The sequence below is a fragment of the Klebsiella sp. RHBSTW-00484 genome, assembly GCF_013705725.1.
Classification (GTDB): domain Bacteria; phylum Pseudomonadota; class Gammaproteobacteria; order Enterobacterales; family Enterobacteriaceae; genus Klebsiella.
Genome location: NZ_CP055481.1, coordinates 6,274,028 through 6,299,543, shown reverse-complemented (window position 1 = coordinate 6,299,543; position 25,516 = coordinate 6,274,028). Strand labels below are relative to the sequence as shown.

Sequence of the window (25,516 nt, the reverse complement as noted above, 5' to 3'; positions counted from 1 at the left end):
TCCTCATTCGACGCCGCATTTCGCCGCGCCGCAAAAATTAACCGTGTTTATTCTTCGCGAAAATAACGCGCGCCAGAATGTTCAGCAGCAATACGCACAGGGTGATAATCAATACCCCGGCCCATGCCAGTTGCTGCCACTCCGCAAACGGACTCATGGCAAATTTGAAAATGGTCACCGGCAGGTTAGCAATCGGCTGCATCATATCGGTGCTCCAGAACTGGTTGGAGAGCGCGGTAAACAGCAGCGGTGCCGTTTCCCCGGCGATACGGGCGATAGCCAGCAGGATACCGGTCATGATGCCGGATACAGATGCTTTCAGGGTGATAGCAGAAATCATGCGCCACTTCGGTGTTCCCAGCGCATAAGCCGCTTCTCGCAGGCTGTCTGGCACCAGTTTCAGCATGTTTTCCGTGGTACGAATAACGATAGGCACCTGCAGCAGAGCCAGCGCAATCACACCAGCCCAGCCGGAGAAGTGCTGCATTTGCGCCACCACGATGGTGTAGACAAACAGGCCGACAACAATCGAAGGTGCAGAAAGCAGGATATCGTTAATAAAGCGGATAACTTCGGCCAGCCAGGATTTACGGCCATATTCCGCCAGATAAATCCCCGCCATAATGCCCAGAGGTGTGCCGATAACCGTCGACCACAGGATCAACAGGCCGCTGCCCGCCAGGGCGTTTGCCAGACCACCACCCGCCGTATTTGGCGGCGGTGTCATTTCGGTAAATAGCGCCAGGCTCATGCCATCAATACCGCGGGTTACGGTAGACATCAGGATCCAGACAAGCCAGAACAGACCAAACGCCATGGTCGCCATCGATAGCGTCAGGGCGAGGCGGTTTTTCATACGGCGTTTTGCCTGCATTTTACGGCGAGATTCCGCCAGTTCTGCAGTGGTTTGCAATTCGATCGTCGCCATTAGCGAGCCCCCTCATTCTTAGCCAGGCGCATAATCATGAACTTCGAGGCAGCCAGTACAATAAAGGTGATCACAAACAGAATCAGACCCAGCTCCATCAATGCTGCAACGTGCAGGCCGGTTTCCGCTTCGGCAAACTCATTCGCCAACGCAGAGGTGATACTGTTGCCCGGCATAAACAACGAGGCGCTATCGAGCTGGTAGGTGTTGCCGATAATAAAGGTCACCGCCATGGTTTCCCCCAGCGCACGTCCCAACCCGAGCATTACCCCACCGATAACACCGTTTTTGGTAAAGGGCAGAACGATACGCCAGATAACTTCCCACGTCGTACAGCCGATACCGTAAGCGGACTCTTTCATCATCACCGGCGTCTGTTCAAAAACGTCACGCATAACGGCAGCGATATAAGGAATGATCATGATCGCCAGGATGACGCCTGCGGCGAGAATACCGATACCAAATGCCGGGCCAGCGAACAAAGCGCCGACGAAAGGAATGTTGGACAAGACGTTGCCAACGGGTTCCTGGAAGTAAGTCGCAAACAGCGGAGCAAAAATGAACAGGCCCCACATGCCGTAAACGATACTGGGAATTGCCGCCAGCAGCTCAATGGCGATGCCCAGAGGACGCTTCAGCCAGGCCGGCGACAGTTCCGTCAGGAACAGTGCAATACCAAAGCTCACCGGTACGGCGATCAGCAGCGCGATAAATGAAGTGACCAGCGTGCCGTAAATCGGCACCAGAGCACCGAAAATCTGGTTCGGCGCATCCCACTCTTTGGTCCATAAGAAGGCAAAGCCGAATTTTTCAATGCTTGGCCAGGAAGAGATAATGAGGGAGACGATGATGCCGCCCAGCATCAATAGCACAATCAGCGCCGCCAGTTTTACCAGCACGCTGAAAATTATGTCACCCTTTTTCCCCGGAGGGTTGAATGCCGGCTTGGTTGCAGCCATAAATTACTCTTCAGTTTCGGGCCAGAAAAAACCGTAGTTTACTGATCTTTCTGGCAAAGGTAATACCATACCCTAAATAATTCGAGCTGCAGCCAACGCACCTGCAGCTCAAAATATGACGGGTATTAGTACAGCGCTTTACCGCTGCTGTCTTTCACGTTGGTCTTCCATGCAGCGCGAACCTGCTCAACCACGCTATCCGGCAGGGATGCGTAGTCCAGTGCGTTTGCTTCTTTACCGCCGTTTTTATACGCCCAGTCGAAGAACTTCAGCACTTCAGCGGTCTGCTCTGGCTTATTGGAAGCCTTGTGAACCAGGATGAAGGTTGTAGAGGTGATAGGCCATGCATTTTCACCTTTCTGATTAGTCAAATCCTGTGCGAAGGATTTGCTCCAGTCGATACCTTTCGCTGCGTTAGCGAAGTTATCTTCCGTCGGGCTAACCGGCTTACCGTCTGCTGACAGCAGCTTGGTATAAGCCAGATTGTTCTGTTTAGCGTAGGCATATTCGACGTAGCCGATAGAACCCGGCAGACGCTGAACGAAAGCGGCAATGCCGTCGTTGCCTTTGCCGCCCAGACCGGTCGGCCAGTTTACGGTAGAACCTGCGCCAATTTTAGATTTCCACTCTTCGTTCACTTTCGCCAGGTAGCTGGTGAAGACGAAGGAAGTACCGGAACCATCAGCACGACGCACAACGGCGATGTTCTGAGAAGGCAGCTTCAAACCAGGGTTCAGTTTGGTGATGGCTTCATCATCCCACTTCTTGATTTTACCCAGGTAGATGTCACCCAACGTTTTACCGTCGAGTACCAGTTCACCAGATTTGAGACCCGGGATGTTCACCGCCAGCACCACACCGCCGATAACGGTCGGGAACTGGAACAGGCCTTCCTGAGCCAGTTTGTCATCAGCCAGAGGAGCATCAGAAGCACCGAAATCTACGGTGTTGGCAGTGATTTGTTTTACGCCGCCAGAGGAGCCGATACCCTGGTAGTTAACTTTGTTACCAGTTTCTTTGTTATAGGTATCTGCCCATTTGGCATACACCGGCGCGGGGAAAGTTGCACCTGCGCCAGTCAGGCTTGCTGCTGCAAAAACAGAGAAAGCGCTCATCGATAAGGTCGCGGCGACAACTGTTGCGACGGTGGTACGCATAACTTTCATAATGTCTCCTGCTGGATTCGTAAATCATTGTTTCGAAGCTATGGTGAGCAAAATAGGACAAACAGGTGACAGTAAAATGTACGAATTATTACAGTTTTATGACACATAAAAAGACAGGATTTTAAGACAAATAAAAACAATATAAATCACATTGTTAGCAATGATAATGACGAATAGTTTACCGGGAAATTTTATTTTTATGACAGTAAAAATCGGAGTTAAAGATGGCAGTCTGTCATAAAACAGGTGCAATACATTCTTTAACTAGCAGATCAAAAAGCGATCTCCAGAGAAGAAAAAGGGCCACCAGACGGCAGCCCTGTAGATGATGTAAAAATCGTTATTCTACGGTAACCGATTTCGCCAGGTTACGCGGCTGGTCGACGTCAGTCCCTTTGATCAGCGCCACATGATATGCCAGCAACTGCAACGGTACGGTGTAGAAGATAGGCGCAATCACCTCTTCAACATGCGGCATCTCGATGATGTGCATATTGTCGCTACTGTTAAAACCCGCATCGCCGTCTGCAAAGACATATAGCTGGCCGCCTCGGGCACGAACCTCTTCAATATTGGATTTTAGCTTCTCCAGCAGCTCGTTGTTCGGTGCCACCACCACTACCGGCATTTCAGCGTCAATCAATGCCAGCGGGCCGTGCTTCAGCTCTCCGGCGGCGTAGGCTTCAGCGTGAATGTAGGAGATCTCTTTCAGCTTCAGCGCCCCTTCCAGGGCAATCGGATACTGATCGCCACGACCAAGGAACAACGCGTGATGCTTGTCAGAGAAATTCTCGGCCAGAGCTTCAATGCGTTTATCCTGTGAAAGCACCTGCTCAATGCGGCTCGGCAGTGTCTGTAAGCCATGAACGATATCGTGTTCGATAGCGGCATCCTGACCTTTCAGGCGAGCCAGTTTAGCCACCAGCATCAGCAGAACGGTCAATTGCGTAGTAAACGCTTTAGTCGAGGCAACACCAATTTCCGTTCCGGCATTGGTCATTATCGCCAGATCGGATTCGCGTACCAGAGATGAGCCAGGAACGTTACAAATCGCCAGAGACCCTAAATAACCCAGCTCTTTCGACAGGCGCAGGCCAGCCAGCGTATCCGCCGTCTCGCCGGACTGGGAGAGGGTGATCATCAGGCTGTTACGACGTACGGCAGATTTGCGATAGCGGAACTCAGAGGCGATTTCGACGTCGCACGGAACCCCTGCCAGCGACTCAAACCAGTAGCGGGAAACCATACCGGAGTTGTAGGAGGTTCCGCAGGCGATGATCTGAATATGCTCAACCTGAGACAGCAGTTCGTTGGCCTGCGGACCCAGTTCGCTCAAATCAACCTCGCCGTGGCTGATACGCCCGGAAAGTGTGTTTTTGATAGCATTCGGCTGCTCGTAGATCTCTTTCTGCATGTAGTGGCGATAGATACCTTTATCACCCGCGTCATATTGCAGATTGGATTCAATATCCGGGCGCTGAACCTCCACGCCAGATTTATCAAAGACAGTGACCGAGCGGCGGGTCACTTCCGCAATATCACCTTCTTCAAGGAAGATAAAACGGCGGGTAACCGGCAGCAGCGCCAGCTGGTCGGAAGCTATGAAGTTTTCCCCCATCCCCAGACCGATGACCAGCGGGCTGCCTGAACGGGCGGCCAGCAGCGTACCCGGATCGCGGGTATCCATAATCACGGTGCCGTAAGCGCCACGCAGTTGAGGAATGGTACGCAGCACGGCATCGCGTAGGGTACCGCCTTGCTCCAGCTCCCAATGCACCAGGTGCGCAATCACTTCGGTGTCCGTCTCGGAGGCAAAAACATAGCCCCGGGACTGCAGCAGTTCGCGCAGCGGTTCATGGTTTTCGATAATCCCGTTATGCACCACCACAATATGGTCAGAAACATGCGGGTGTGCGTTACCCTCAGACGGTTCGCCATGAGTCGCCCAGCGGGTATGAGCAATCCCGGTACCACCGTGTAAGGGACGTTCTTCTAACGCCTGAGCCAGCATCTGTACTTTACCGAGGCGGCGAACGCGGTTCATATGACCTTCGTTGTCAACGACCGCCAGACCGGCGGAGTCATAACCGCGGTATTCCAGACGACGTAAACCTTCAAGAAGGATTTCAGCAATATCACGCTGCGCGACTGCGCCAACAATTCCACACATAGTTTTTAATTCCGATTTTGGCTGTATGCCATGCGTTGTCGGTCAACCTGTTTAGCCTTCATCTTTCACACCGTTTCTGCGTTGGCTGCACTTGCTCACTACGGTCACTTACTTCAGTAAGCTCCCGTAGATTCTCAAGCTTGACGCCTTGCTACAGTGTGAAATCTTTTGGCTAGTGCCCTGGTCGGGCGCCCCGAGCCTTGTAGAGAGTGGGGTTATTTTTATGGGTACTGCCGTGGGGGGAGGATTATATTATCCCCTCACCCCGCTCCTTCTCCCCAATAAGGGCGAAAGAGAAATAGCGTTACTTTTTCTTCACCGGACGCTGCCAGCCCTGTTTATGGACCTGCGGCACGCGGCTTAAAACGAGTTCGTTATCGGCAACGTTTCGCGTTACCGTTGTTCCTGCGGCAATGGTCACGCCCTTGCCTACGGTCACCGGAGCCACCAGCTGGCTATCAGAGCCAACAAACACGTCATCGCCAATCACCGTTTTGTGCTTATTCGCACCATCATAGTTACAGGTGATGGTGCCCGCGCCGATATTAACGTTATCGCCAATCTCAGCATCGCCAAGGTAGGACAGATGACCGGCCTTAGAGCCTTTACCCAGACGCGCCTTTTTAATTTCGACAAAGTTGCCGACGTGCGCGCCTTCCAGCAACTCTGCGCCCGGGCGCAGACGTGCGAACGGCCCGATAGTACAGGCGGCTTCCAGATGAGCATCCTCCACCACCGTATAGGGACTGATCTCGCAATCATCGCCAATGGTGCTATTCTTGATAACGCAGCCGGTACCAATCTTCACGCGATCGCCCAGCACCACGTTACCCTCGAGAATAACGTTAGTATCAATTTCAACATCGCGCCCGTGTTTCAGCGTGCCGCGTAAATCAAAACGCGCCGGATCAAGCAGCATGACGCCCGCCAGCAGCAGTTTTTCAGCCTGTTCAGACTGAAAAACGCGTTCAAGGCGGGATAATTGTAGACGGTTATTCACACCTTCTACCTCGCTTAAACGCTGAGGGTGAACAGCCGCAATTTCATGGCCTTCTTCGTAGGCCATAGCAATGATATCGGTGATGTAGTATTCGCCCTGAACGTTATTATTGGTCAGCTTCGCCAACCAGCGTTTCAGGTCCGCGCCGTTAGCGACCAGGATCCCGGTATTAATTTCCTTAATCTGTCGCTGCTCTTCGCTGGCATCTTTGTGCTCAACAATCCCCGTCACCGCACCGTTATCACGCGTAATGCGGCCATAGCCGGTCGGATCGTCGAGCTTAACCGTCAGCAGACCGATACCGCCTTGCGGTTTCGCTTCTCGCAGGCGTTTTAATGTTTCAACGGAAATCAACGGCACATCGCCGTACAGCATCAGGATATCTTCATCATCGCTGAAGAACGGCGCAGCCTGCTGCATGGCATGACCAGTGCCAAGCTGTTCGGCCTGTAAGACCCAGTTAAGATTATCTTCATGCAGCGTCTGGCGCAGCAGATCGCCGCCGTGCCCGTAAACCAGATGCACGGCTGATGCACCTAATTCTTTAGCTGCATCAATGACATGCTGCACCATTGGCTTTCCAGCCAGCGAATGCAACACCTTGGGAAGATCGGAATACATGCGGGTACCTTTGCCTGCGGCAAGAATAACCACGCTCATCGGACTGTTTGACATACGCATCCTGACTGCTGTTGGAACGAAAAGTAAAAGCCTTTCACGTTGAAATATCTACATATTTTTCATCATGAAACGAGTCGAAGATAAAACGTTCAGGCTCAACGCTATACACCATTTTAGGGCGCTATTTTTAACCAGCGCAAACCCGTTTAGTACAAAAAAATCATTTTAGCTAACGGTTATACTGGCTATCCCTCTGCTTTTACTGTTTTTTTGACACCTGAATAAAGAAAAACAACAAAATAAAACACAGTTTTAATATTCATTAATTGTGACGCGATAAATAGAAACAGCATTTCATTTTCCTGATAATGCCGCTTAATAATTACCCAGGAGAAAAGAATGAATAACAAAATACCTTTGGCATTAACCCTTTGCAGTTCGATGATCGCGCTACCGCTGCAGGCTAATGAAGCCCATCAGTGGCGGGCTATCGCCTTTGGACAATCCACAGATAGCAACTTTTCCTCTAACGTCCTGCCAGAAAAGATTGGCGTTAACGATGTCACGATCGCCGGCAAAAAACTTAAGTCGCAAGACCCGGCCGATCTCAGCCAGCCCATTACTATTGAGAGCCGCGGCGGCAAAATTGCCAACTCCCATGACGGGCTGACCTTCTTTTATACCGAACTGCCAACTAACCAGAATTTTATCCTGCAGGCAACGGTGACCGTCAATCAGTTTGGCCCGGAAAATGGCGCTCGTCCGGCCGCGCAGGAAGGCGCTGGTTTGCTGGTACGTGATGTGATTGGCAATGCGCGGCAGCAACCGCTGAAAGTCGGTTACGAAGAGTTCCCGGCGGCATCCAATATGGTGATGAACGCCATTATGACTCAGGATAAAAAAGATCACTCGCATATCAAGCTGCAGGCTATCAGCCGGGAAGGGATAACTCAGCCATGGGGCAATGCGGGCGCATCAATAAAGCGCCAGAGCTATAAAGAAATGATCGACTTACAGCAAACACCAACTTTTCAGCTCAAGCTGGAGCGCACCAACGATGGATTTATTACCTCATGGGCAGCAACGGGCGGCAATGAATGGGTTAGCCAGCAGGTTCCTCACGCTGACCTGATTACACAGCAGGATAAAGAGCATTACTACGTCGGTTTCTTCGCCTCACGTAACGCAAAAATCACCGTCAGCAATGCTTCACTCACTACCTCAGCAGCAAATACGGCCCCCTCCGCACCGTACGTCGCCAAAAGCTGGCCTCCTGTGATGCAAATTAGCTCAAGCGCAAAAAGCCAGAGCAAAGATTACATATTGCAGGCGCGCACTAATAGCGACGGGCGCATAACCGTTCGTCAGGATGAAGTGGTGATCGGGCAGGATAAAGAAGTAAAAGCCGGAGAGATGTTTACCCAGTCTGCCGTCCTAAAAGATAAAGACACTTTTGAAATCAGCTTTACCCCAGCCACCAGCGCAAAACCGGTTAGCCAAACGCTGACAGTTGAGCACAGTGCCAGCGTGACAGGCAATACGCTCTATGCCGCACCAGATGGGCTGCCGCAGGCTAAAGGGACAGCTGATTCACCGCTCGATTTATCCTCCGCCATTGAATTCGTCCCGGCAGGCGGAAAAATAGTATTAGCCGCTGGAGATTATCCGCAAACGGCAATTCCTCTGAACGCAAGCGGTCTGAAAGGCAAAACCAAAACCCTGCAAGCCGACGGCAAAGCGATCATTCACGGATTGCTACTGGACGCCAGCTACTGGCATATCAACGGCATTGAAGTTACGGATAAAAGCCTGCGCGTGCAGGGTAGCCATAACCTGATTGAAAACGTTATCGCTTATCGCAACGATGATACCGGGATTCAAATTTCCTCTCCGGCAGATGTTGGACGCCCGCTGTGGGCCAGCTATAACCGGGTGGTGAATTCTGAATCCTTTAGTAATGAAGATCCGGGGAAAATTAATGCCGATGGCTTCGCGGTGAAAATGCGCGTAGGGGAGGGTAACCGGCTGGAAGGTTGCTACTCGCACGATAATATCGATGACGGATTCGACCTGTTTAACAAGATTGAGGACGGGGCGAATGGTGTTGTGGTGATCGAGAATTCAATTGCCCGCAATAATACCAGCAACGGCTTTAAACTCGGTGGGGAAGGGCAGCCAGTCGCACATGAGGTACGTAACAGCATCGCTATTGGCAATCACCTGGACGGTTTTACCGACAATTTCAACCCCGGTAAGCTGGTGGTGGTCAATAACGTTGCGGTAGACAATCATCGATTTAACTATATCTTCCGCCCAAGCCCATACGGCGCACCGGAAACGCAAGGCGCTTTCAGCGATAATATATCCTTACGCACTCAAGCAGGGAAATATGACGACGCCGTGGTCGGCAACATCGACGATAGCAACTACTTCATTCACGGCGGTCGAAGCATCAACGCGCAGGGAAAGAGCATTAGTAGCAACGATTACCAAACGCTGGCGTTACCGGATCCTCTGCTGCGTAATGAGGATGGGAGTTTCAATACCGGTAACTTCCTCAGTCGAAATTAAGACCCTATAAAAACACAAAGGTCGCCCTCGGGCGACCCTCTAACTTTCTTTCCTGCCTCACACCGCATGTGTTGTCGTTTTAGTTAGCGGTACAGCGCAAATGCAGTTCGGATAGTTTGATTCTTAGTTGTTGAAAGTACCAAAGGTAACGTTCATAGCACTGAAGAAAGCGACGATTTTGTTGATCAGTTTCATGATAACTTCCTGGATAGCGATTATGTTTTGATGGATTATTTTGTGATTCAAATCACAAAAACAAGTCTACACTTCATTTTTTGATCGATCAATAAAAATGAGATACTCATCACAAAAATATTGAACTCACTTTTTAGTTTTACTATTTCTGAAACGAAATCATAAAAAAAGCCAGCCTGGAAACCAGACTGGCTTTTTAACTTTCAAGCCGGTGTTACATCGCTTTTTTGGTCAACTCGATAACGCGAAGCTGAGCGATCGCTTTGGCCAGTTCTGCGGACGCCTGAGCGTAATCCACGTCGCCGTGAGAGCTTTTGATATGCTCTTCAGCCTTACGTTTCGCTTCCAGAGCTCGCGCTTCGTCGAGATCCTGGCCACGAATTGCCGTATCAGCCAGAACGGTCGTGCTACCAGGTTGCACTTCAAGAATGCCGCCTGACAGGTAGATAAATTCTTCATGACCGTGCTGCTTAACGATGCGAATCATACCAGGCTTAATGGCGGTGAGCAGCGGTGCGTGACCCGGGTAAATACCCAGCTCACCTTCACTGCCCGTTACCTGGATTTTCTCGACCAGACCAGAGAACATTTGTTTCTCTGCGCTGACGACGTCCAGGTGGTAAGTCATTGCCATATCACCCTCCGATTAAGGCGTTAAAGTTTTTTGGCTTTTTCCACGGCTTCGTCGATGGAACCGACCATGTAGAACGCCTGCTCTGGCAGGTGATCGTATTCGCCGTCCATGATGCCTTTAAAGCCACGGATGGTGTCTTTCAGGGAGACGTATTTGCCCGGAGAACCGGTAAATACTTCCGCCACGAAGAACGGCTGGGACAGGAAGCGCTGGATCTTACGAGCGCGTGCTACCACCAGTTTGTCTTCTTCAGACAGTTCATCCATACCCAGGATGGCGATGATGTCTTTCAGTTCTTGATAACGCTGAAGGATGGACTGAACGCCACGCGCGGTGTCGTAGTGTTCCTGACCAACAACCAGCGGATCCAACTGACGGCTGGTGGAGTCCAGCGGGTCAACGGCCGGGTAGATACCCAGGGATGCGATCTGACGGCTCAGTACCACGGTTGCATCTAAGTGAGCAAAGGTGGTTGCTGGGGATGGGTCAGTCAAGTCATCCGCAGGTACGTATACCGCCTGTACGGAGGTGATAGAACCGGTTTTGGTGGAGGTGATACGTTCCTGCAGAACGCCCATCTCTTCCGCCAGAGTCGGCTGATAACCTACCGCTGAAGGCATACGACCCAGCAGTGCTGATACTTCAGTACCGGCCAGGGTGTAACGATAGATGTTATCGACGAACAGCAGTACGTCGCGACCTTCGTCACGGAACTTCTCAGCCATGGTCAGACCGGTCAGAGCAACGCGCAGACGGTTTCCCGGCGGCTCGTTCATCTGGCCATACACCAGGGATACTTTATCGATAACGTTGGAGTCGGTCATTTCGTGGTAGAAGTCGTTACCCTCACGAGTACGTTCACCTACGCCCGCAAACACGGAGTAACCGGAGTGCTCAATCGCGATGTTACGAATAAGCTCCATCATGTTTACGGTTTTACCTACACCCGCACCACCGAACAGACCAACTTTACCGCCCTTCGCAAACGGACACATCAGGTCGATAACTTTGATGCCGGTTTCCAGCAGTTCCTGAGAGTTTGACAACTCTTCATAGGACGGTGCTGCACGGTGGATAGCCCAACGCTCTTCTTCACCGATGTCGCCTTTCATGTCAACTGGCTGACCCAGTACGTTCATGATACGACCCAATGTTGCTTTACCTACCGGGACTTCGATCGGGTGCTCAAGGTCTTTAACATCCAGACCACGACGCAGGCCGTCGGAAGAACCCATAGCGATGGTACGTACAATACCGCCGCCGAGCTGCTGCTGAACTTCCAGCACCAGTTGCTCATTACCATTTTGTACCTCAAGAGCCTCGTACACGCGCGGTACGGCATCCTGAGGGAATTCGACGTCGACCACGGCGCCGATTACCTGGACAATTTTTCCAGTAGCCATCTTGAATCCTCTACGAATTAACCTGGTTATACCGCGGATGCTCCACCGACGATCTCGGTGAGTTCCTGAGTAATGCTGGCCTGACGAGCTTTGTTGTATACCAACTGCAGCTCTTTAATCAGGCTGCCGCCATTGTCGGTCGCGGCTTTCATCGCCACCATACGTGCGGCCTGCTCGCTGGCCAGGTTTTCTACCACGCCCTGATAAACCTGAGATTCCACATAGCGGCGCAGCAGGGTATCCAGCAGCGCTTTCGGATCGGGTTCATACAGGTAATCCCAGGATTTACGCTTCAAGTCATCATCTTCTGACGCCGGTAACGGCAGCAGTTGGGTGATGGTTGGAACCTGAGACATGGTGTTAATAAATTTGTTGCTGACAACGTACAGCTTGTCCAGACGACCTTCATCGTAGGCCTGCAACATCACTTTTACCGGACCGATCAGTTCGGACAGGGATGGGTTGTCACCCATGCCGGTCACCTGAGCGACAACATTGCCGCTTACGGAATTAAAGAACGACACGCCCTTCGAGCCGATCATTGCGAGTTCGCTCTGAACGCCTTTATCGGACCATGCTTTCATATCCGCCAGCAGTTTTTTGAACAGGTTAATGTTCAAGCCACCACACAGACCACGGTCGGTAGACACCACCAAGTAGCCCACGCGCTTAACGTCGCGTTCTTCCAGGTACGGGTGCTTATATTCCAGATTACCGTTCGCAAGGTGACCAATCACTTTGCGCATGGTATCTGCGTAAGGACGGCTGGCCGCCATGCGCTCCTGCGATTTACGCATTTTGGAAGCGGCGACCATTTCCATCGCTTTAGTGATCTTTTGCGTGTTCTGGACGCTTGCGATCTTACTACGTATCTCTTTTGCGCCGGCCATGAGCTTCTCCTCAATGCCTTGCGGCCTGCCCTAAAGCAAGCCGCCAGACTTTACCAGGACTGGGTTGCTTTGAAGGAATCGAGGATGCCTTTCAGCTTGCCTTCGATTTCGTCGTTATAGCCACCGGACTGGTTGATCTCTTGCATCAACGGAGCGTGATCACGGTCGACGTAAGCCAGCAGAGCAGCTTCGAAACTACCGATTTTCGCCAGCTCTACATCTGCCAGATAACCACGTTCTGCTGCGTACAGAACCAGAGACTGCTGCGCAACGGACATCGGCGCATACTGTTTCTGTTTCAGCAGTTCAGTTACTTTCTGACCGTGGTCCAGCTGCTTACGGGTTGCATCATCAAGGTCAGAGGCAAACTGGGAGAACGCCGCCAGTTCGCGATACTGCGCCAGCGCGGTACGAATACCACCGGACAGTTTCTTCATGATCTTGGTCTGAGCAGCACCACCAACACGGGATACGGAGATACCCGGGTTAACCGCAGGACGAATACCGGAGTTAAACAGGTTGGTTTCCAGGAAGATCTGACCATCGGTAATGGAAATTACGTTGGTCGGAACGAACGCAGAAACGTCACCCGCCTGGGTTTCGATAATCGGCAGCGCAGTCAGAGAACCGGTTTGACCTTTCACTTCACCTTTGGTGAAAGCTTCAACGTATTCAACGTTAACACGTGCAGCACGCTCCAGCAGACGAGAGTGGAGGTAGAATACGTCGCCCGGGAACGCTTCACGTCCTGGCGGACGGCGGAGCAGCAGGGAGATCTGACGGTAAGCAACGGCCTGTTTAGACAGGTCATCATAAATGATCAGCGCGTCTTCACCGCGATCGCGGAAGTATTCGCCCATTGCGCAACCGGCATACGGTGCCAGGTATTGCAGTGCAGCGGATTCAGATGCGGTTGCAACCACAACGATGGTGTTGGCCAGCGCGCCGTGCTCTTCCAGTTTACGTACCACGTTAGAAATGGTGGACGCTTTCTGGCCGATAGCCACGTAGACGCACTTAATGCCGGAGTCACGCTGATTGATGATAGCGTCGATTGCCAGCGCGGTTTTACCGGTCTGACGGTCGCCGATGATCAGTTCACGCTGACCACGACCGATTGGGATCATGGCATCGACGGACTTATAACCGGTTTGAACCGGCTGATCGACGGATTGACGTTCGATTACGCCCGGAGCGATAGCTTCAACAGCGGAGAAGCCGTCGTGCTCCAGCGGACCTTTACCGTCGATTGGCGCACCCAGGGTGTTAACCACGCGGCCCAGCAGGCCACGGCCAACCGGAACTTCCAGGATACGGCCAGTACATTTAACCTTCATGCCTTCGGCAAGGTCAGCGTACGGACCCATCACAACGGCACCTACGGAGTCGCGCTCCAGGTTCAGTGCGATAGCGTAACGATTACCCGGCAGAGCGATCATCTCACCCTGCATACAATCGGCAAGGCCGTGAATGCGGATAACACCGTCACTGACAGAAACGATAGTACCTTCGTTATGAGCCTCGCTCACAACATTGAACTGAGCAATGCGCTGCTTGATCAGTTCGCTGATTTCGGTGGAATTCAGTTGCATGCTCCAGTCCCCTTAAGACTGCAAGACGTCTGCAAGGCGATCAAGACGGCCGCGTACGCTACCATCAATGACCATATCACCCGCACGGATGATAACACCTGCCATTACAGACTTATCGATTTTGCAATTCAGCTTAACTTTGCGTGACAGACGTTTTTCCATCGCAGTGCTAATCTTCGCAAGCTGTACGTCACTCATCTGGGTGGCAGAAATAACTTCTACCTCTGCGGTTGCCTCACTGGCAGCGCGCAGGTGAATGAACTGCTCGAGAACATCAGGGAGCGCCTTCAGACGACTATTCTCAGCCATTACCCGAATCAGGTTCTGACCATTTTCGTCCAGTTGCTCACCACATACCGCGATAAACGCATCAGAGAGCGTTTCCGGAGCCAATGCACCGGAGAGTAGCTCTGCCATTTGTTCGTTCTTGGTCACTTCAGCGACAAACGCCAGCATATCCTGCCAGCGTTCAACACTGTTGTGCTCGACGGCAAAGTCAAAAGCTGCTTTGGCGTAGGGGCGAGCTACCGTTACAAATTCAGACATCAGCCCCTCCCTCCTTACAGTTCAGCGACAAGTTTATCCACGATGTCGCTGTTAGCAGCTTCATCCACGGAACGTTCGATGATCTTCTCGGCGCCAGCAACAGCCAGGATAGCGACCTGCTTACGCAGCTCCTCACGAGCACGTTTACGTTCGGCATCGATTTCAGCCTGCGCCTGTGCGACGATTTTGGTGCGTTCCTGTTCTGCTTCCGCTTTAGCTTCATCCAGAATCTGAGAGCGACGCTTGTTCGCTTGCTCGATGATTACCTGGGCTTCCGCTTTCGCTTTTTTCAGCTGGTCGGTCGCGTTGGCCTGTGCAAGGTCCAAATCTTTCTTAGCGCGTTCTGCAGAAGCTAAACCGTCAGAAATTTCTTTCTGGCGCTTTTCGATGGCAGCCATTAAAGGCGGCCATACGTACTTCATGCAGAACCATACGAAGAGAACAAACGCGATGGCCTGGCCGAGGATTGTTGCGTTCATGTTCACAGCACAATACCTCTTAAAAATTAACTCTGTGGCTTAGGTTTCTTTCGAACAACTTACTACGCGACGGCGAACATCACGTACAGACCCAGACCTACAGCGATCATCGGGATAGCATCCACCAGACCCATAACGATAAAGAACTGAGTACGCAGCAGAGGAATCAGATCCGGTTGACGCGCTGCGCCTTCCAGGAATTTACCCCCGAGGATGCCGATACCGATCGCAGCACCGATTGCCGCCAGACCCATCATCACAGCGGCAGCCATGTACAGCAGATCCATATTCAGGTTTTCCATGACAGTCTCCAGTTTGTTTCAGTTAAAACGTAGTATGTTGGTAAAAATCAATGCTCTTCGGATGCCATCGACAGATAGACAATCGTCAGAACCATGAAGATGAAGGCTTGCAGCGTAATAATCAGGATGTGGAAAATGGCCCATGGCACATTCAGAATCCACTGTGACCACCACGGCAACAGACCAGCAATCAGAATGAAAATCAGCTCACCGGCATACATGTTGCCGAACAGTCGCAGACCGAGTGATACCGGTTTGGACAGCAGGCTTACCCCTTCAAGGATTAAGTTGACAGGAATGAACGCCCAGTGATTGAACGGCTGCAGGGTCAGTTCTTTAACGAACCCGCCCACGCCTTTCATTTTGATGCTGTAGAAAAGAATCAGGATAAACACGCCAAGCGCCATCGACAGGGTGATGTTCACGTCAGCTGACGGCACCACGCGCAGAGCAGGCAGACCGAGAACGTGTTCGCCGATCCAAGGAATAAAGTCGATTGGCAGCAGGTCCATCAGGTTCATCAGGAATACCCAGACGAACACGGTCAAGGCCAGCGGAGCAATCAGCTTGCTCTTGCCGTGATACATGTCTTTGACGCTGCCATGGACGAAGCCGATGGTCATTTCGATAGCAGTCTGGAGTTTCCCTGGCACACCGCTGGTCGCTTTCTTAGCAACGCTACGGAAAATGGTAAGGAACAGCAGACCGAGAACCACCGAGAAAAACATGGAGTCAATATTGAGCGTCCAGAAGGTGGCTGGGGGGTTGTGCGGATCCACCAGCGAGAAAGTACGCAGGTCCAACTGAAGGTTGTTCAGATGGTGTCCTATGTATTCCTGCGGCGTCATATTTTCTGAAGCCATGATGCCTTTTACCCTTTGTTGTTAATTACAGCTGGCGCCAGAATTTGTACCACCAGCACCAAAACCCACGTCACTATCAGCGGCAAAAACACCACCTTTAAAACCGCTAGCGCCACCGCCAGAAAGGCGAAGGTCAGCAACACCTTGAAGGCTTCACCGAAGGCGAAGGTCCAGGCCACTCGGCCTTTAGCTGGTGTATGCGCCTGATGACGCCAGGCAAAAATCATAAATATCATGTTTGGCAACACAACCGCCAAACCTCCGCAAACGGCAGAGATGACCCAGAAGGGGTCTTTGAGGCTGAACAGCAGTCCACTTGCTATTACTGCCAGTAACTGAATAAACAGAAGCTTACGAGCAACGTTTCGACTCAAGAGCGACACAGACATCACGTTTTTACTCCTGCTCCCTTTGAGGTATGTCGCGTGTCGTATAAAACGTCCTTTAAGACGAAGAGTCAAGCATCAAAAAGCGGACAAATTATACGGTGACGCCCCGTGATTTCAAACAATAAGTAGCAAAATAGTGAATAAATGTTTAATTATTTTCAAAGTGACAACTTTTCATGCTTTTCACCAATCTGTGAGCGGTCATGCAAAACTGCAAATAGCGAGAAAACACGGCAATTAAAGCGTGCATCAGATCACATAATAGACATTTTTACCGCAATTGAATTAATTCTGTACATAAAACGTAAGTTTTCATCCTTTTGATATCCAACATAAAAAATGGGTATTCTTTCTAAAACAACCCTATATACAATGAAAACCTTTTATTGACATTTATAATAAATATTTAACATCAGTATGAAGCATCAGCAGCTCGATTTTTAGCACACTGATATTTTCAACGTTGACTATCCATCGGAGAAAGCAACAAGTCAAAGTTAACTGAAAGAAAACCCATGGTAAAAACAAGGTTAACAATGACCCGATAATACCCTGCAGTGACTTTTATTTTTGTAACATGCTTGAGCCATCTTTTTTTCACATTTTTTGATAAAAATTAAATCATTTTTGGTTGAATCACCACCAGGTGACGCTCCCCTTCCAGCTGAGGAACATGCAGCTCAATAATCTCATTAACCACATACCCTTGTGGAAGATTTGCCATTTCATCTTCCTGGACTAAACCTTTGAGCGCGTAGAAATAACCGTTCTTCGCAGGTAAGTGGTGGCACCAACTCACCATGTCGCTTAACGAAGCAAATGCGCGGCTAATGACGCCATCAAACAGCGGCTCACCAGAAAACTCCTCTACGCGACTTTGTACCGGCGTCACATTGTCCAGTTTTAACTCATGCTGAACCTGACGAAGGAACCGAATACGCTTACCAAGGCTGTCCAACAAGGTAAAATGGGACTCAGGGCGCACTATCGCCAGCGGAATACCCGGTAGCCCAGGACCGGTGCCCACATCAATAAAACGAGTTCCTTTAAGGTGCGGCGCAACAATAATGCTATCGAGAATGTGGCGTACCAGCATCTCGTTCGGATCGCGAACGGAGGTCAGGTTATAAGCCTTATTCCACTTATCCAGCATGCCCACATAGGCTACCAGCTGATTTTTCTGGTGATCGGTGAGCGAAATCCCTGCTTCAGCCAGCAGACGAGAAAGTTTGTTAAGCACGGTCAATACCTGTCTAAAAACAATGAGCCCGGAGGCGATAACGCTTACCGGGCTGATGAATTAAAAGGGCGGATACGAATGCGTTATCCGCCAAATATCTCTATCAGGGAAAGATCAGGCGCTACGACGCAGCATTCCCTGTTTTTTCAGCCACACCAGCAGAATAGAGATTGCCGCCGGCGTAATACCAGAAATACGCGATGCCTGTCCTATTGAGGACGGTTTGTGATCGTTGAGCTTAGCAATCACCTCGTTCGACAATCCGTTCACCAGCCGGTAATCGAGTGTCGCAGGCAGCAAGGTATTTTCATTGCGCTGCTGCTTTTCGATCTCATCCTGCTGACGAGCGATGTAGCCTTCATACTTAACCTGAATCTCCACCTGCTCAGCTGCTTGCTTATCTGCAAGACCTGGTGAGAACGGTGACATCTGCACCAACTGCTCGTAGGTCATTTCAGGACGACGAAGTAAGTCTTCACCGCTTGCTTCACGAGAAAGTGGCGCAGTCAGGTGAGCATTCACTTCCGCAGCGCTTTCTGCCAGCGGATTAACCCAGCTGGATTTTAGACGCTGGCGTTCACGCTCAATGCTTTCCAGCTTCTCGTTGAAACGCGCCCAGCGTTCGTCATCCACCAGACCCAGCTCACGACCCTGTTCGGTCAGACGCAGGTCAGCATTGTCTTCACGCAGCATCAGACGATATTCCGCCCGCGAGGTAAACATACGGTACGGTTCTTTGGTCCCAAGAGTACACAGGTCGTCCACCAGCACGCCGAGATAGGCCTGAGAGCGGCCCGGCGCCCAGCCCTCTTTCTCAGCAGAGAAACGGGCGGCGTTCAGACCAGCGAGCAGGCCCTGCGCTGCAGCTTCTTCGTAGCCGGTGGTGCCGTTAATCTGCCCAGCGAAGAACAGGCCATGGATAAATTTACTTTCCAGCGTCGGCTTAAGATCGCGCGGGTCGAAGAAATCGTACTCAATAGCGTAGCCAGGACGGACGATTTTTGCATTTTCCATCCCCTGCATTGAGCGAACGATTTGCATCTGGACATCAAACGGCAGGCTGGTAGAGATGCCGTTTGGATAAATTTCATTGGACGTCAGTCCTTCCGGCTCCAGGAAGATCTGGTGCTGGTTGCGATCGGCAAAGCGCATGACTTTGTCTTCGATCGACGGACAGTAACGCGGGCCGATCCCTTCAATCACCCCAGCATACATAGGGCTGCGATCGAGGTTATTGCGGATAACATCGTGGGTTTTCTCGTTGGTATGAGTGACATAGCACGGTACCTGACGTGGGTGCTGGGAAGCATTGCCCATAAACGAGAAGACCGGCATTGGATCATCGCTGTGCTGCTGCGCCAAAACGCTGAAATCAATGGTTCTTGCGTCAATACGCGGTGGAGTACCAGTTTTCAGGCGGCTTACGCGCAACGGAAGCTCGCGTAGACGGCGAGACAGCGGGATCGATGGCGGATCGCCAGCACGGCCACCGCTGTAGTTATCCAGACCGATATGGATCTTGCCATCCAGGAATGTACCAACGGTCAGAACAACCGCCTTAGCGCGGAATTTGAGCCCCATCTGGGTCACGGCACCGACGACACGATCGTTCTCAACAATCAGATCTTCAACGGCCTGCTGGAAGATCATCAAGTTCGGCTGGTTTTCCAGCGCTGTGCGAACTGCCTGTCGATAGAGCACGCGGTCTGCCTGAGCTCGGGTGGCGCGGACCGCCGGCCCCTTACTGGCGTTTAGTATCCTAAACTGGATACCTGCATGATCGATCGCCGTTGCCATCAGACCGCCGAGGGCATCCACTTCTTTTACCAGGTGTCCTTTCCCAATGCCGCCAATCGCCGGGTTGCAACTCATCTGCCCCAACGTGTCGATATTGTGTGTCAAAAGCAGAGTCTGTTGACCCATTCGCGCTGCGGCCATCGCGGCCTCAGTGCCTGCATGACCCCCGCCAATGATGATGACGTCAAAAGGATCCTGATAAAACATGGTGGTTTGCCTCGCGTAAAGCGGTTTGAAAATGGATTGAAGCCCGGGCCGTGGATTCTACTCAACTTTCGGCTTTCGAGAAAGCACCGGGATCCTGAGTATTAAAAAGAAGATCTTTTATTTAGAGATCTGTTTTATTGTGATCTCTTATTAGGATCGACGATATCTGTGGATAAGTCAGATCCACGATTTAAGATCAAAAGCTTAAGAAGGATCACTATCTGTGAATGATCGGTGATCCTGTTCAGTATAAGCTGGGATCAAAATGAAGGGTTATACACAGCACAAAAATCAGTCAAGGGTTATACTTTGGATAACTACCGGTTGATCCAAGCTTTTAAGCATAGTTATCCACAGAAGAAACGAAGATCTTTACAATTCTCAGAGCAAATTTTTCCAGGATCCAAGCCAAATCTCTGCTGGATCTTCAGGAATCTCATGTTCGAGGACATTAATCTTCAGCGTTTCGCCGATCTGTTTTGCCCCACATGCTATGAGGGCCGCCTCGATTTTATCAATAGCTCCACAGAAGGTGTCATATTCACGACTACCGATGCCGATTGCGCCAAAGTGGACAGCAGAAAGATCGACTTGCTTCTCCTGAAGCGCTTCATAGAAAGGCAGTAAGTTATCGGGAATATCGCCAGCACCATGAGTAGAAGAGATAACCAGCCAGATTCCTTCGGCCTGCAGATCCTCAATCAACGGACCGTGCTGGATAGTGGTGCCGTGACCAGCTTCTTCCAGCTTTTCCGCCAGATGTTCTGATACATATTCTGCGCTACCCAGAGTACTGCCGCTGATAAGAGTTATGTCTGCCATGATCGCCCGCTCCACTATTCAGAGTGGCGTATTGTACGCTGTGAGCGGGCTGGGATCTACCTGTGGAAAAATGTGGGATTAAAAAGTCCGATCACGGGCGAATGGTACGCATAATCGGGTTCTGCAGGACGATCAATGTTTCAGTGGACTGAATTTCATCGATTGTTTGGATCTTGTTGATAAGTACATGTTGAAGGGCATCAATCGATCGGCACATCACTTTTATAAAGATGCTGTAGTGGCCGGTGGTGTAATACGCTTCGGTAACTTCATCGAGACTGTTTAATCTGGCCAGTGCGGAAGGGTAATCCTTCGCGCTCTTCAGAATGATGCCGATAAAACAGCCCACATCGTAACCCAGCTGTTTTGGACTGACGTCAATGCGTGCGCCGGTAATAATTCCCGCTTGCTTCATTTTCTCGACGCGAACGTGAATTGTCCCGGGGCTGACGCCAAACTGTTTCGCCAGTTCGGCATAGGCGGTACGTGCATTAGCCATGAGAGCTTCAAGGATGCCGCGATCCAGATTGTCGATCTGATAATTTTCCATAGGTTTTTCTTATGAAGTTTGATGAATCGCTCTATTTTAGCGCCATATTTTGATGAATTAAAACCTAAGCAGGCTTTTTGTTGTTGGATTATTGAATTGCATCGCGGTTTTGTTGCTTAATCAATGGCAACAGGACGCAGGAGTCATAAAAATGAAAACCGCATACATCGCAAAACAACGCCAGATTAGTTTCGTTAAGTCTCACTTTTCCCGCCAGCTTGAAGAGAAGCTTGGTCTGATTGAAGTCCAGGCCCCCATCTTAAGCCGTGTGGGAGATGGGACGCAGGATAACCTGTCTGGTTGCGAAAAAGCGGTTCAGGTGAAAGTGAAAACACTGCCAGACGCCCAATTCGAAGTGGTTCATTCACTGGCGAAGTGGAAGCGTCAAACCCTGGGACAACACGACTTCAGCGCGGGCGAAGGGCTGTACACGCACATGAAGGCCCTTCGCCCCGATGAAGACAGATTAACCGCTATCCATTCCGTTTACGTTGACCAGTGGGACTGGGAGCGCGTAATGGGTGACGCAGAACGCCATTGCGGGACGCTGAAATCGACCGTTGAAGCGATCTATGCCGGGATCAAAGCGACCGAAGCTGCGGTGAGCAAAGAATTTGGCCTGACGCCGTTCTTGCCGGAGACGATCCAGTTTGTTCATAGTCAGGAATTATTAAGTCGTTATCCGGATCTTGATGCTAAAGGCCGCGAGCGGGCGATAGCCAAAGATCTGGGTGCTGTATTCCTGATTGGTATCGGCGGCAAATTGTCTGATGGTCAGCGTCACGATGTTCGTGCCCCGGATTATGATGACTGGAGCACGCCGGCAGCTGAAGGTTTTGCTGGTCTGAACGGCGATATCCTGGTGTGGAACCCGATTCTGGAAGATGCTTTTGAGCTCTCTTCGATGGGCATCCGCGTGGATTCCGAGGCGCTGAAACGCCAGCTTGCGATTACTGGTGATGAAGATCGCCTGAAGCTGGAATGGCACCAGGCGCTGCTGCGCGGAGAAATGCCGCAGACTATCGGCGGCGGTATCGGCCAGTCTCGTCTGACGATGCTACTTCTGCAGCTTGACCATATCGGGCAGGTTCAGTGCGGCGTCTGGCCAACGCAGGTTCGTGAAAGCGTCGCTGCCCTTCTTTAATAGATCAGCTAACGCCGCCAGCGACGCAGCAGGCGGCTACGTAACCCGGTATCAAAGCGCCAGATATGATCGAAAATGCGCATGATGCCGGGCTTACCGTGTACCGACATTGCCACCGCATGAAAACGATGCTGATGTTTATGCTGTAGTTCCCCTACCTTATTGATCACCTCATCCGGCAAGCGCTGGGCGATAAAATCAGAAATCACCACCGCATCAGCATCTACCCACTGAGGGTTCTGCATTCGCTCAATAACAGCCCGGAAGCAACTGGCCAAATCCGTACCGCCGCGAAAGCGCTGGCTTAAGAAACGGATCGCCTGCTCAAGCCCCTGTGGTCCGGTGAGTTCGTAATGCACTACCTCGCTGGAAAACAACATAATGAAGCAGCGGCGATTATCTGCCAGTGCGACCCGCATCAGCGCCAGGCAAAAAGCCTTAGCGCACTGCTCATTAAAGCCGCCCATTGATCCCGATGTATCGACGCAGACGATAAACGGCCCTCGCGGCTGTTCATCAAAATCCTGGCGGGTGACTGGACGCTCGGTTACCTTTTCCTTCCAGGCATCACCGTGAAGTCGGTAGGTCAGCAGCTGTTTCTCTACCAGCTTACGATAGAACTCAAACTCCAGCTCGGTGATGCCGAGTGTGGCCAGTTCCGGCGGCAGCAGGCGCAGAATATCGTCGCTCTGCTGTAGCCCATCGACCTGCTCCGGCACGGTTGCCGGTTCTCGCACCAGGCTGCGGAAGGTTTCCATCGGCGCATCCTTTTTTGGTACCGTCTTCGCCTCTCTGGAACGACCCAACTGCTCAGCAAGCTGCATAAGTTCAGGCTGCTGAGTCAAAAAATCCCCGTAGCGAACGATCAACTGATAATCACCGCGCCTCAGCTCTCCTGCGCTCATATCCCACAGGTGCCCTGCTGCGTTATCATTTTCCACCAGCACCGGCTCCAATTGACCGCTGAGAGTCATTCGTTCCTGGACTTCGCTAAGCAACTGATCGCGCTCCTCATCCAGCAGTTGCTGATTGAGGGACGTTGCCTGCACCACCAGACTCAAACGCCAGCGCTGGAGAAAAAGCGTATGCAGAGCGGGGGTAAAAGTATGATTGTTATCCACTAACTGCTGTGCCTGGGCGGCAAAAGGGGAGTGAAGCTTGTGTAGCTGACTCTGGATTTGCGGGAGCTGGACGATAAACTGCGAAGTGGAAAGCCGCTGTGACTGTTGATAGCACTGAACTTCCGCATCCAGTTCGGGAGGAACATGGGTCTCTTTTAGGCGCGATCTGACCGCCTCACGCCAGCGAGGAATATCTGCGGCGATGATATTTTTTAACCGCGGAAATTTTTCAAAGAAAATGGCTAACTGAGGTGCTGCCAGCAGAGCCAGCAGCATTTCGTCGATCATTCCCTCTTCGCCGACTGCCAGCATGACATTCAGCATATCCAGAGTCATGACTGTCGGGCCTGTTTAATCTGCGTCCCAACGTCCTGCAGGCTGGCTTCGATGCGTCCCAGCCACTCACCGGGAATAAACAGGCATTTTTGCTGTTCGCTGAAGCGGTTGTGTTGTTGATGCCACTCGTCGTCCAGCGCTTCCAGCTGTTGCCTGATTTCGGCCGGCATATTTTCCTGCGATTCACTGCCGGGTAAGGAGAGACGCGACCCCTGCAGACTGACATCGCGCACAACCAGGTGCTGGCTGGTATCGACATCCATATTCAGCTGCTGGGCAAAGCCTATACCGTTGAGTTTACCGCGGATCTCACCGCCTTTTTCCAGCCAATGCGCTAGCTCTTCACGGACAAACGTAATATGAATGACTTCCAGATCGTGCAGTTTGAGCGGCTGCTGGAGTAGCAGAGTCAACGTGGGGGCCTGCACTTCAGCAGGTAATTCATAATGAGGTTTCCGGCTAAACATACCGCCCAGGCGCGTCACTTTTAGCGCGGTCTTATCGCTTTGCTGTTGCTGAAGCTGAATGCGCCTCTGGATAATCGTCCCCAGGCGGGTGAGCATTGCCTGTTGCTGCCAGGCGTGGCTGGTCATTAAGGTTTCCAACTGCACGGACATCAGGTTCATGGTCTCAATGTTGTGCCACAGGCAATCTTTCAGCAGGATCAGGTCGATAGGGGCAATGGTATCTCGACCGCTGAAGAAGGCGCTGGCTTGCAACAGACGGATGGCTTTTTTCCAGCGACGATCTGAAACGTAGGGCGCGTTGGGTAGTGCATCCAGTTGCTGGCGCAACTGGAAAATCAGCTCAAACACGCTGTCCGGCAGCTTAACGGCACCGATATCTTGCTGCCACTGTATGAATTCCTCGTCGCTGACCTGCAAATTAGTTGGAACTGGGTTGCTGTTCTCATCCTGCTGGCTTATCAACATTGAGCGGAAGTTGGTTTTATCTTGTACCTTATCCAGCCATAAACGGATGAGCATGCGATCGTATAAGGCTTCCAGGCTGTTATCCGCTTCAGGCAATTCGTTCGATGCTGCCACCAGCAGGCGCATAGGGATTTTCTCTTCGGTTGCCCCGTTGCGAAAATGGCGCTCGTTTATCGCCGTCAGCAGCGTATTGAGGATCGCCGGACCTGCTTTCCAGATCTCATCGAGAAAAACAATTTCGGCTTCCGGAAGGTAGCCGGCGGTCAGGCGTTCGTAACGACCTTCGTCTTTCAGCGCCTGGATGGAAAGTGGGCCAAAGACTTCTTCCGGCGTTGAAAAGCGGGTCATCAGATATTCAAATGCGCGGGCTCGCAGGAAGGCGAACTTAAGACGGCGGGCAATTAAGCTTTTGGCGATACCCGGTGGACCCAGCAAAAAAACGCTCTCGCCGCTGAGTGCCGCAAGTAGACAAAGGCGTATTGCGTGGCTGCGTTCAAAGAGCCCTTTTTCCAGAGCTGCGCTGAGCCGGGAAATTCTTTCTGCCAGTAAATGTGATTGAGCCATAATTGAGTTGCGTGCTTTTTAGGATGTCGTTGTTAAGTCGAGTATAGATGTTTGATTAGGGGTGGTAATAGCCTGAAGAATCGATTTATTTTCTT

General features: G+C 51.4%; 22 protein-coding genes. 2 read left to right on the top strand and 20 right to left on the bottom strand.

Annotation, left to right across the window (positions count from 1 at the left end; genetic code table 11):
* Nucleotides 1-37: 37 nt before the first annotated feature.
* From pstA to glmU, 5 genes are all read right to left on the bottom strand, one after another.
* Nucleotides 38-928 (bottom strand): phosphate ABC transporter permease PstA, encoded by an 891-nt coding sequence (gene pstA, locus HV213_RS29590; protein WP_110276027.1) that lies wholly within the window; start codon nucleotides 926-928, stop codon nucleotides 38-40.
* Nucleotides 928-1,887, bottom strand: a complete 960-nt coding sequence (pstC, locus tag HV213_RS29585; protein ID WP_110276028.1) for a phosphate ABC transporter permease PstC — start codon at nucleotides 1,885-1,887, stop codon at nucleotides 928-930. The genes pstA and pstC overlap by 1 nt, the downstream gene beginning before the upstream one ends.
* A gap of 125 nt (nucleotides 1,888-2,012) precedes the next feature.
* Nucleotides 2,013-3,053 carry a phosphate ABC transporter substrate-binding protein PstS gene (pstS, locus tag HV213_RS29580; protein ID WP_181484305.1) on the bottom strand — a complete coding sequence of 347 codons (1,041 nt, stop codon included), beginning with the start codon at nucleotides 3,051-3,053 and terminating at the stop codon, nucleotides 2,013-2,015.
* Nucleotides 3,054-3,393: 340 nt separating this feature from the next.
* On the bottom strand, nucleotides 3,394-5,223 hold the full coding sequence (gene glmS, locus HV213_RS29575) for a glutamine--fructose-6-phosphate transaminase (isomerizing) (RefSeq protein ID WP_181484304.1): 1,830 nt from the start codon (nucleotides 5,221-5,223) through the stop codon (nucleotides 3,394-3,396).
* Nucleotides 5,224-5,527: 304 nt separating this feature from the next.
* The gene (gene glmU, locus HV213_RS29570; protein WP_181484303.1) at nucleotides 5,528-6,898 is read right to left on the bottom strand and encodes a bifunctional UDP-N-acetylglucosamine diphosphorylase/glucosamine-1-phosphate N-acetyltransferase GlmU; all 1,371 of its coding nucleotides are present in this window, start codon (nucleotides 6,896-6,898) and stop codon (nucleotides 5,528-5,530) included.
* Between the two features lie 345 nt (nucleotides 6,899-7,243).
* Here glmU and HV213_RS29565 point away from each other — a divergent pair, with 345 nt between their 5' ends.
* Complete coding sequence (locus tag HV213_RS29565) at nucleotides 7,244-9,415, top strand: right-handed parallel beta-helix repeat-containing protein (protein ID WP_181484302.1); 2,172 nt, start codon at nucleotides 7,244-7,246, stop codon at nucleotides 9,413-9,415.
* 409 nt (nucleotides 9,416-9,824) lie between these two features.
* Here the strand turns inward: HV213_RS29565 and HV213_RS29560 are convergent, their stop codons facing one another.
* The 13 genes from HV213_RS29560 to asnC form a co-directional block, all read right to left on the bottom strand.
* Nucleotides 9,825-10,244 (bottom strand): F0F1 ATP synthase subunit epsilon, encoded by a 420-nt coding sequence (locus HV213_RS29560; protein ID WP_110276033.1) that lies wholly within the window; start codon nucleotides 10,242-10,244, stop codon nucleotides 9,825-9,827.
* A gap of 20 nt (nucleotides 10,245-10,264) precedes the next feature.
* Entirely contained in the window at nucleotides 10,265-11,647 is a 1,383-nt protein-coding gene (gene atpD, locus HV213_RS29555) for a F0F1 ATP synthase subunit beta (RefSeq protein WP_181484301.1), read from the bottom strand.
* 26 nt (nucleotides 11,648-11,673) lie between these two features.
* Entirely contained in the window at nucleotides 11,674-12,537 is an 864-nt protein-coding gene (gene atpG / locus HV213_RS29550) for a F0F1 ATP synthase subunit gamma (RefSeq protein WP_110276035.1), read from the bottom strand.
* Between the two features lie 50 nt (nucleotides 12,538-12,587).
* Complete coding sequence (atpA, locus tag HV213_RS29545) at nucleotides 12,588-14,129, bottom strand: F0F1 ATP synthase subunit alpha (RefSeq protein ID WP_110276036.1); 1,542 nt, start codon at nucleotides 14,127-14,129, stop codon at nucleotides 12,588-12,590.
* 12 nt (nucleotides 14,130-14,141) lie between these two features.
* The gene (atpH, locus tag HV213_RS29540) at nucleotides 14,142-14,675 is read right to left on the bottom strand and encodes a F0F1 ATP synthase subunit delta (protein WP_110276037.1); all 534 of its coding nucleotides are present in this window, start codon (nucleotides 14,673-14,675) and stop codon (nucleotides 14,142-14,144) included.
* 14 nt (nucleotides 14,676-14,689) lie between these two features.
* Nucleotides 14,690-15,160 (bottom strand): F0F1 ATP synthase subunit B, encoded by a 471-nt coding sequence (gene atpF, locus HV213_RS29535; RefSeq protein ID WP_110276038.1) that lies wholly within the window; start codon nucleotides 15,158-15,160, stop codon nucleotides 14,690-14,692.
* Between the two features lie 56 nt (nucleotides 15,161-15,216).
* Nucleotides 15,217-15,456, bottom strand: a complete 240-nt coding sequence (atpE, locus tag HV213_RS29530; RefSeq protein ID WP_000429386.1) for a F0F1 ATP synthase subunit C — start codon at nucleotides 15,454-15,456, stop codon at nucleotides 15,217-15,219.
* A 47-nt stretch (nucleotides 15,457-15,503) separates the two neighbouring features.
* Nucleotides 15,504-16,319 (bottom strand): F0F1 ATP synthase subunit A, encoded by an 816-nt coding sequence (gene atpB, locus HV213_RS29525; protein ID WP_181484300.1) that lies wholly within the window; start codon nucleotides 16,317-16,319, stop codon nucleotides 15,504-15,506.
* 8 nt (nucleotides 16,320-16,327) lie between these two features.
* On the bottom strand, nucleotides 16,328-16,708 hold the full coding sequence (atpI, locus tag HV213_RS29520; RefSeq protein WP_181484299.1) for a F0F1 ATP synthase subunit I: 381 nt from the start codon (nucleotides 16,706-16,708) through the stop codon (nucleotides 16,328-16,330).
* Between the two features lie 616 nt (nucleotides 16,709-17,324).
* Nucleotides 17,325-17,948, bottom strand: a complete 624-nt coding sequence (gene rsmG, locus HV213_RS29515; protein ID WP_181484298.1) for a 16S rRNA (guanine(527)-N(7))-methyltransferase RsmG — start codon at nucleotides 17,946-17,948, stop codon at nucleotides 17,325-17,327.
* Between the two features lie 114 nt (nucleotides 17,949-18,062).
* The gene (gene mnmG, locus HV213_RS29510; protein WP_181484297.1) at nucleotides 18,063-19,952 is read right to left on the bottom strand and encodes a tRNA uridine-5-carboxymethylaminomethyl(34) synthesis enzyme MnmG; all 1,890 of its coding nucleotides are present in this window, start codon (nucleotides 19,950-19,952) and stop codon (nucleotides 18,063-18,065) included.
* 381 nt (nucleotides 19,953-20,333) lie between these two features.
* Entirely contained in the window at nucleotides 20,334-20,774 is a 441-nt protein-coding gene (gene mioC, locus HV213_RS29505; RefSeq protein WP_112215590.1) for an FMN-binding protein MioC, read from the bottom strand.
* A 91-nt stretch (nucleotides 20,775-20,865) separates the two neighbouring features.
* Nucleotides 20,866-21,324, bottom strand: coding sequence for a transcriptional regulator AsnC (asnC, locus tag HV213_RS29500; RefSeq protein WP_004107306.1), 459 nt, complete (start codon nucleotides 21,322-21,324; stop codon nucleotides 20,866-20,868).
* 151 nt (nucleotides 21,325-21,475) lie between these two features.
* On the opposite strand from asnC, the gene asnA reads away from it, so the two are divergent.
* Nucleotides 21,476-22,468, top strand: a complete 993-nt coding sequence (asnA, locus tag HV213_RS29495) for an aspartate--ammonia ligase (RefSeq protein ID WP_181484296.1) — start codon at nucleotides 21,476-21,478, stop codon at nucleotides 22,466-22,468.
* Between the two features lie 8 nt (nucleotides 22,469-22,476).
* Here asnA and viaA read toward each other — a convergent pair whose 3' ends face one another.
* Nucleotides 22,477-23,925, bottom strand: a complete 1,449-nt coding sequence (gene viaA / locus HV213_RS29490) for an ATPase RavA stimulator ViaA (protein ID WP_181484295.1) — start codon at nucleotides 23,923-23,925, stop codon at nucleotides 22,477-22,479.
* The gene (ravA, locus tag HV213_RS29485) at nucleotides 23,922-25,421 is read right to left on the bottom strand and encodes an ATPase RavA (RefSeq protein ID WP_181484294.1); all 1,500 of its coding nucleotides are present in this window, start codon (nucleotides 25,419-25,421) and stop codon (nucleotides 23,922-23,924) included. The genes viaA and ravA overlap by 4 nt, the downstream gene beginning before the upstream one ends.
* Between the last annotated feature and the right edge of the window lie 95 nt (nucleotides 25,422-25,516).

Bases quoted from the DNA above. Each gene is read 5' to 3' on its own strand.
- pstA (WP_110276027.1), bottom strand. From the start codon at position 928: ATGGCGACGATCGAATTGCAAACCACTGCAGAACTGGCGGAATCTCGC.
- pstC (WP_110276028.1), bottom strand. From the start codon at position 1,887: ATGGCTGCAACCAAGCCGGCATTCAACCCTCCGGGGAAAAAGGGTGAC.
- pstS (WP_181484305.1), bottom strand. From the start codon at position 3,053: ATGAAAGTTATGCGTACCACCGTCGCAACAGTTGTCGCCGCGACCTTA.
- glmS (WP_181484304.1), bottom strand. From the start codon at position 5,223: ATGTGTGGAATTGTTGGCGCAGTCGCGCAGCGTGATATTGCTGAAATC.
- glmU (WP_181484303.1), bottom strand. From the start codon at position 6,898: ATGTCAAACAGTCCGATGAGCGTGGTTATTCTTGCCGCAGGCAAAGGT.
- HV213_RS29565 (WP_181484302.1), top strand. From the start codon at position 7,244: ATGAATAACAAAATACCTTTGGCATTAACCCTTTGCAGTTCGATGATC.
- HV213_RS29560 (WP_110276033.1), bottom strand. From the start codon at position 10,244: ATGGCAATGACTTACCACCTGGACGTCGTCAGCGCAGAGAAACAAATG.
- atpD (WP_181484301.1), bottom strand. From the start codon at position 11,647: ATGGCTACTGGAAAAATTGTCCAGGTAATCGGCGCCGTGGTCGACGTC.
- atpG (WP_110276035.1), bottom strand. From the start codon at position 12,537: ATGGCCGGCGCAAAAGAGATACGTAGTAAGATCGCAAGCGTCCAGAAC.
- atpA (WP_110276036.1), bottom strand. From the start codon at position 14,129: ATGCAACTGAATTCCACCGAAATCAGCGAACTGATCAAGCAGCGCATT.
- atpH (WP_110276037.1), bottom strand. From the start codon at position 14,675: ATGTCTGAATTTGTAACGGTAGCTCGCCCCTACGCCAAAGCAGCTTTT.
- atpE (WP_000429386.1), bottom strand. From the start codon at position 15,456: ATGGAAAACCTGAATATGGATCTGCTGTACATGGCTGCCGCTGTGATG.
- atpB (WP_181484300.1), bottom strand. From the start codon at position 16,319: ATGGCTTCAGAAAATATGACGCCGCAGGAATACATAGGACACCATCTG.
- atpI (WP_181484299.1), bottom strand. From the start codon at position 16,708: ATGTCTGTGTCGCTCTTGAGTCGAAACGTTGCTCGTAAGCTTCTGTTT.
- mnmG (WP_181484297.1), bottom strand. From the start codon at position 19,952: ATGTTTTATCAGGATCCTTTTGACGTCATCATCATTGGCGGGGGTCAT.
- mioC (WP_112215590.1), bottom strand. From the start codon at position 20,774: ATGGCAGACATAACTCTTATCAGCGGCAGTACTCTGGGTAGCGCAGAA.
- asnC (WP_004107306.1), bottom strand. From the start codon at position 21,324: ATGGAAAATTATCAGATCGACAATCTGGATCGCGGCATCCTTGAAGCT.
- asnA (WP_181484296.1), top strand. From the start codon at position 21,476: ATGAAAACCGCATACATCGCAAAACAACGCCAGATTAGTTTCGTTAAG.
- viaA (WP_181484295.1), bottom strand. From the start codon at position 23,925: ATGACTCTGGATATGCTGAATGTCATGCTGGCAGTCGGCGAAGAGGGA.
- ravA (WP_181484294.1), bottom strand. From the start codon at position 25,421: ATGGCTCAATCACATTTACTGGCAGAAAGAATTTCCCGGCTCAGCGCA.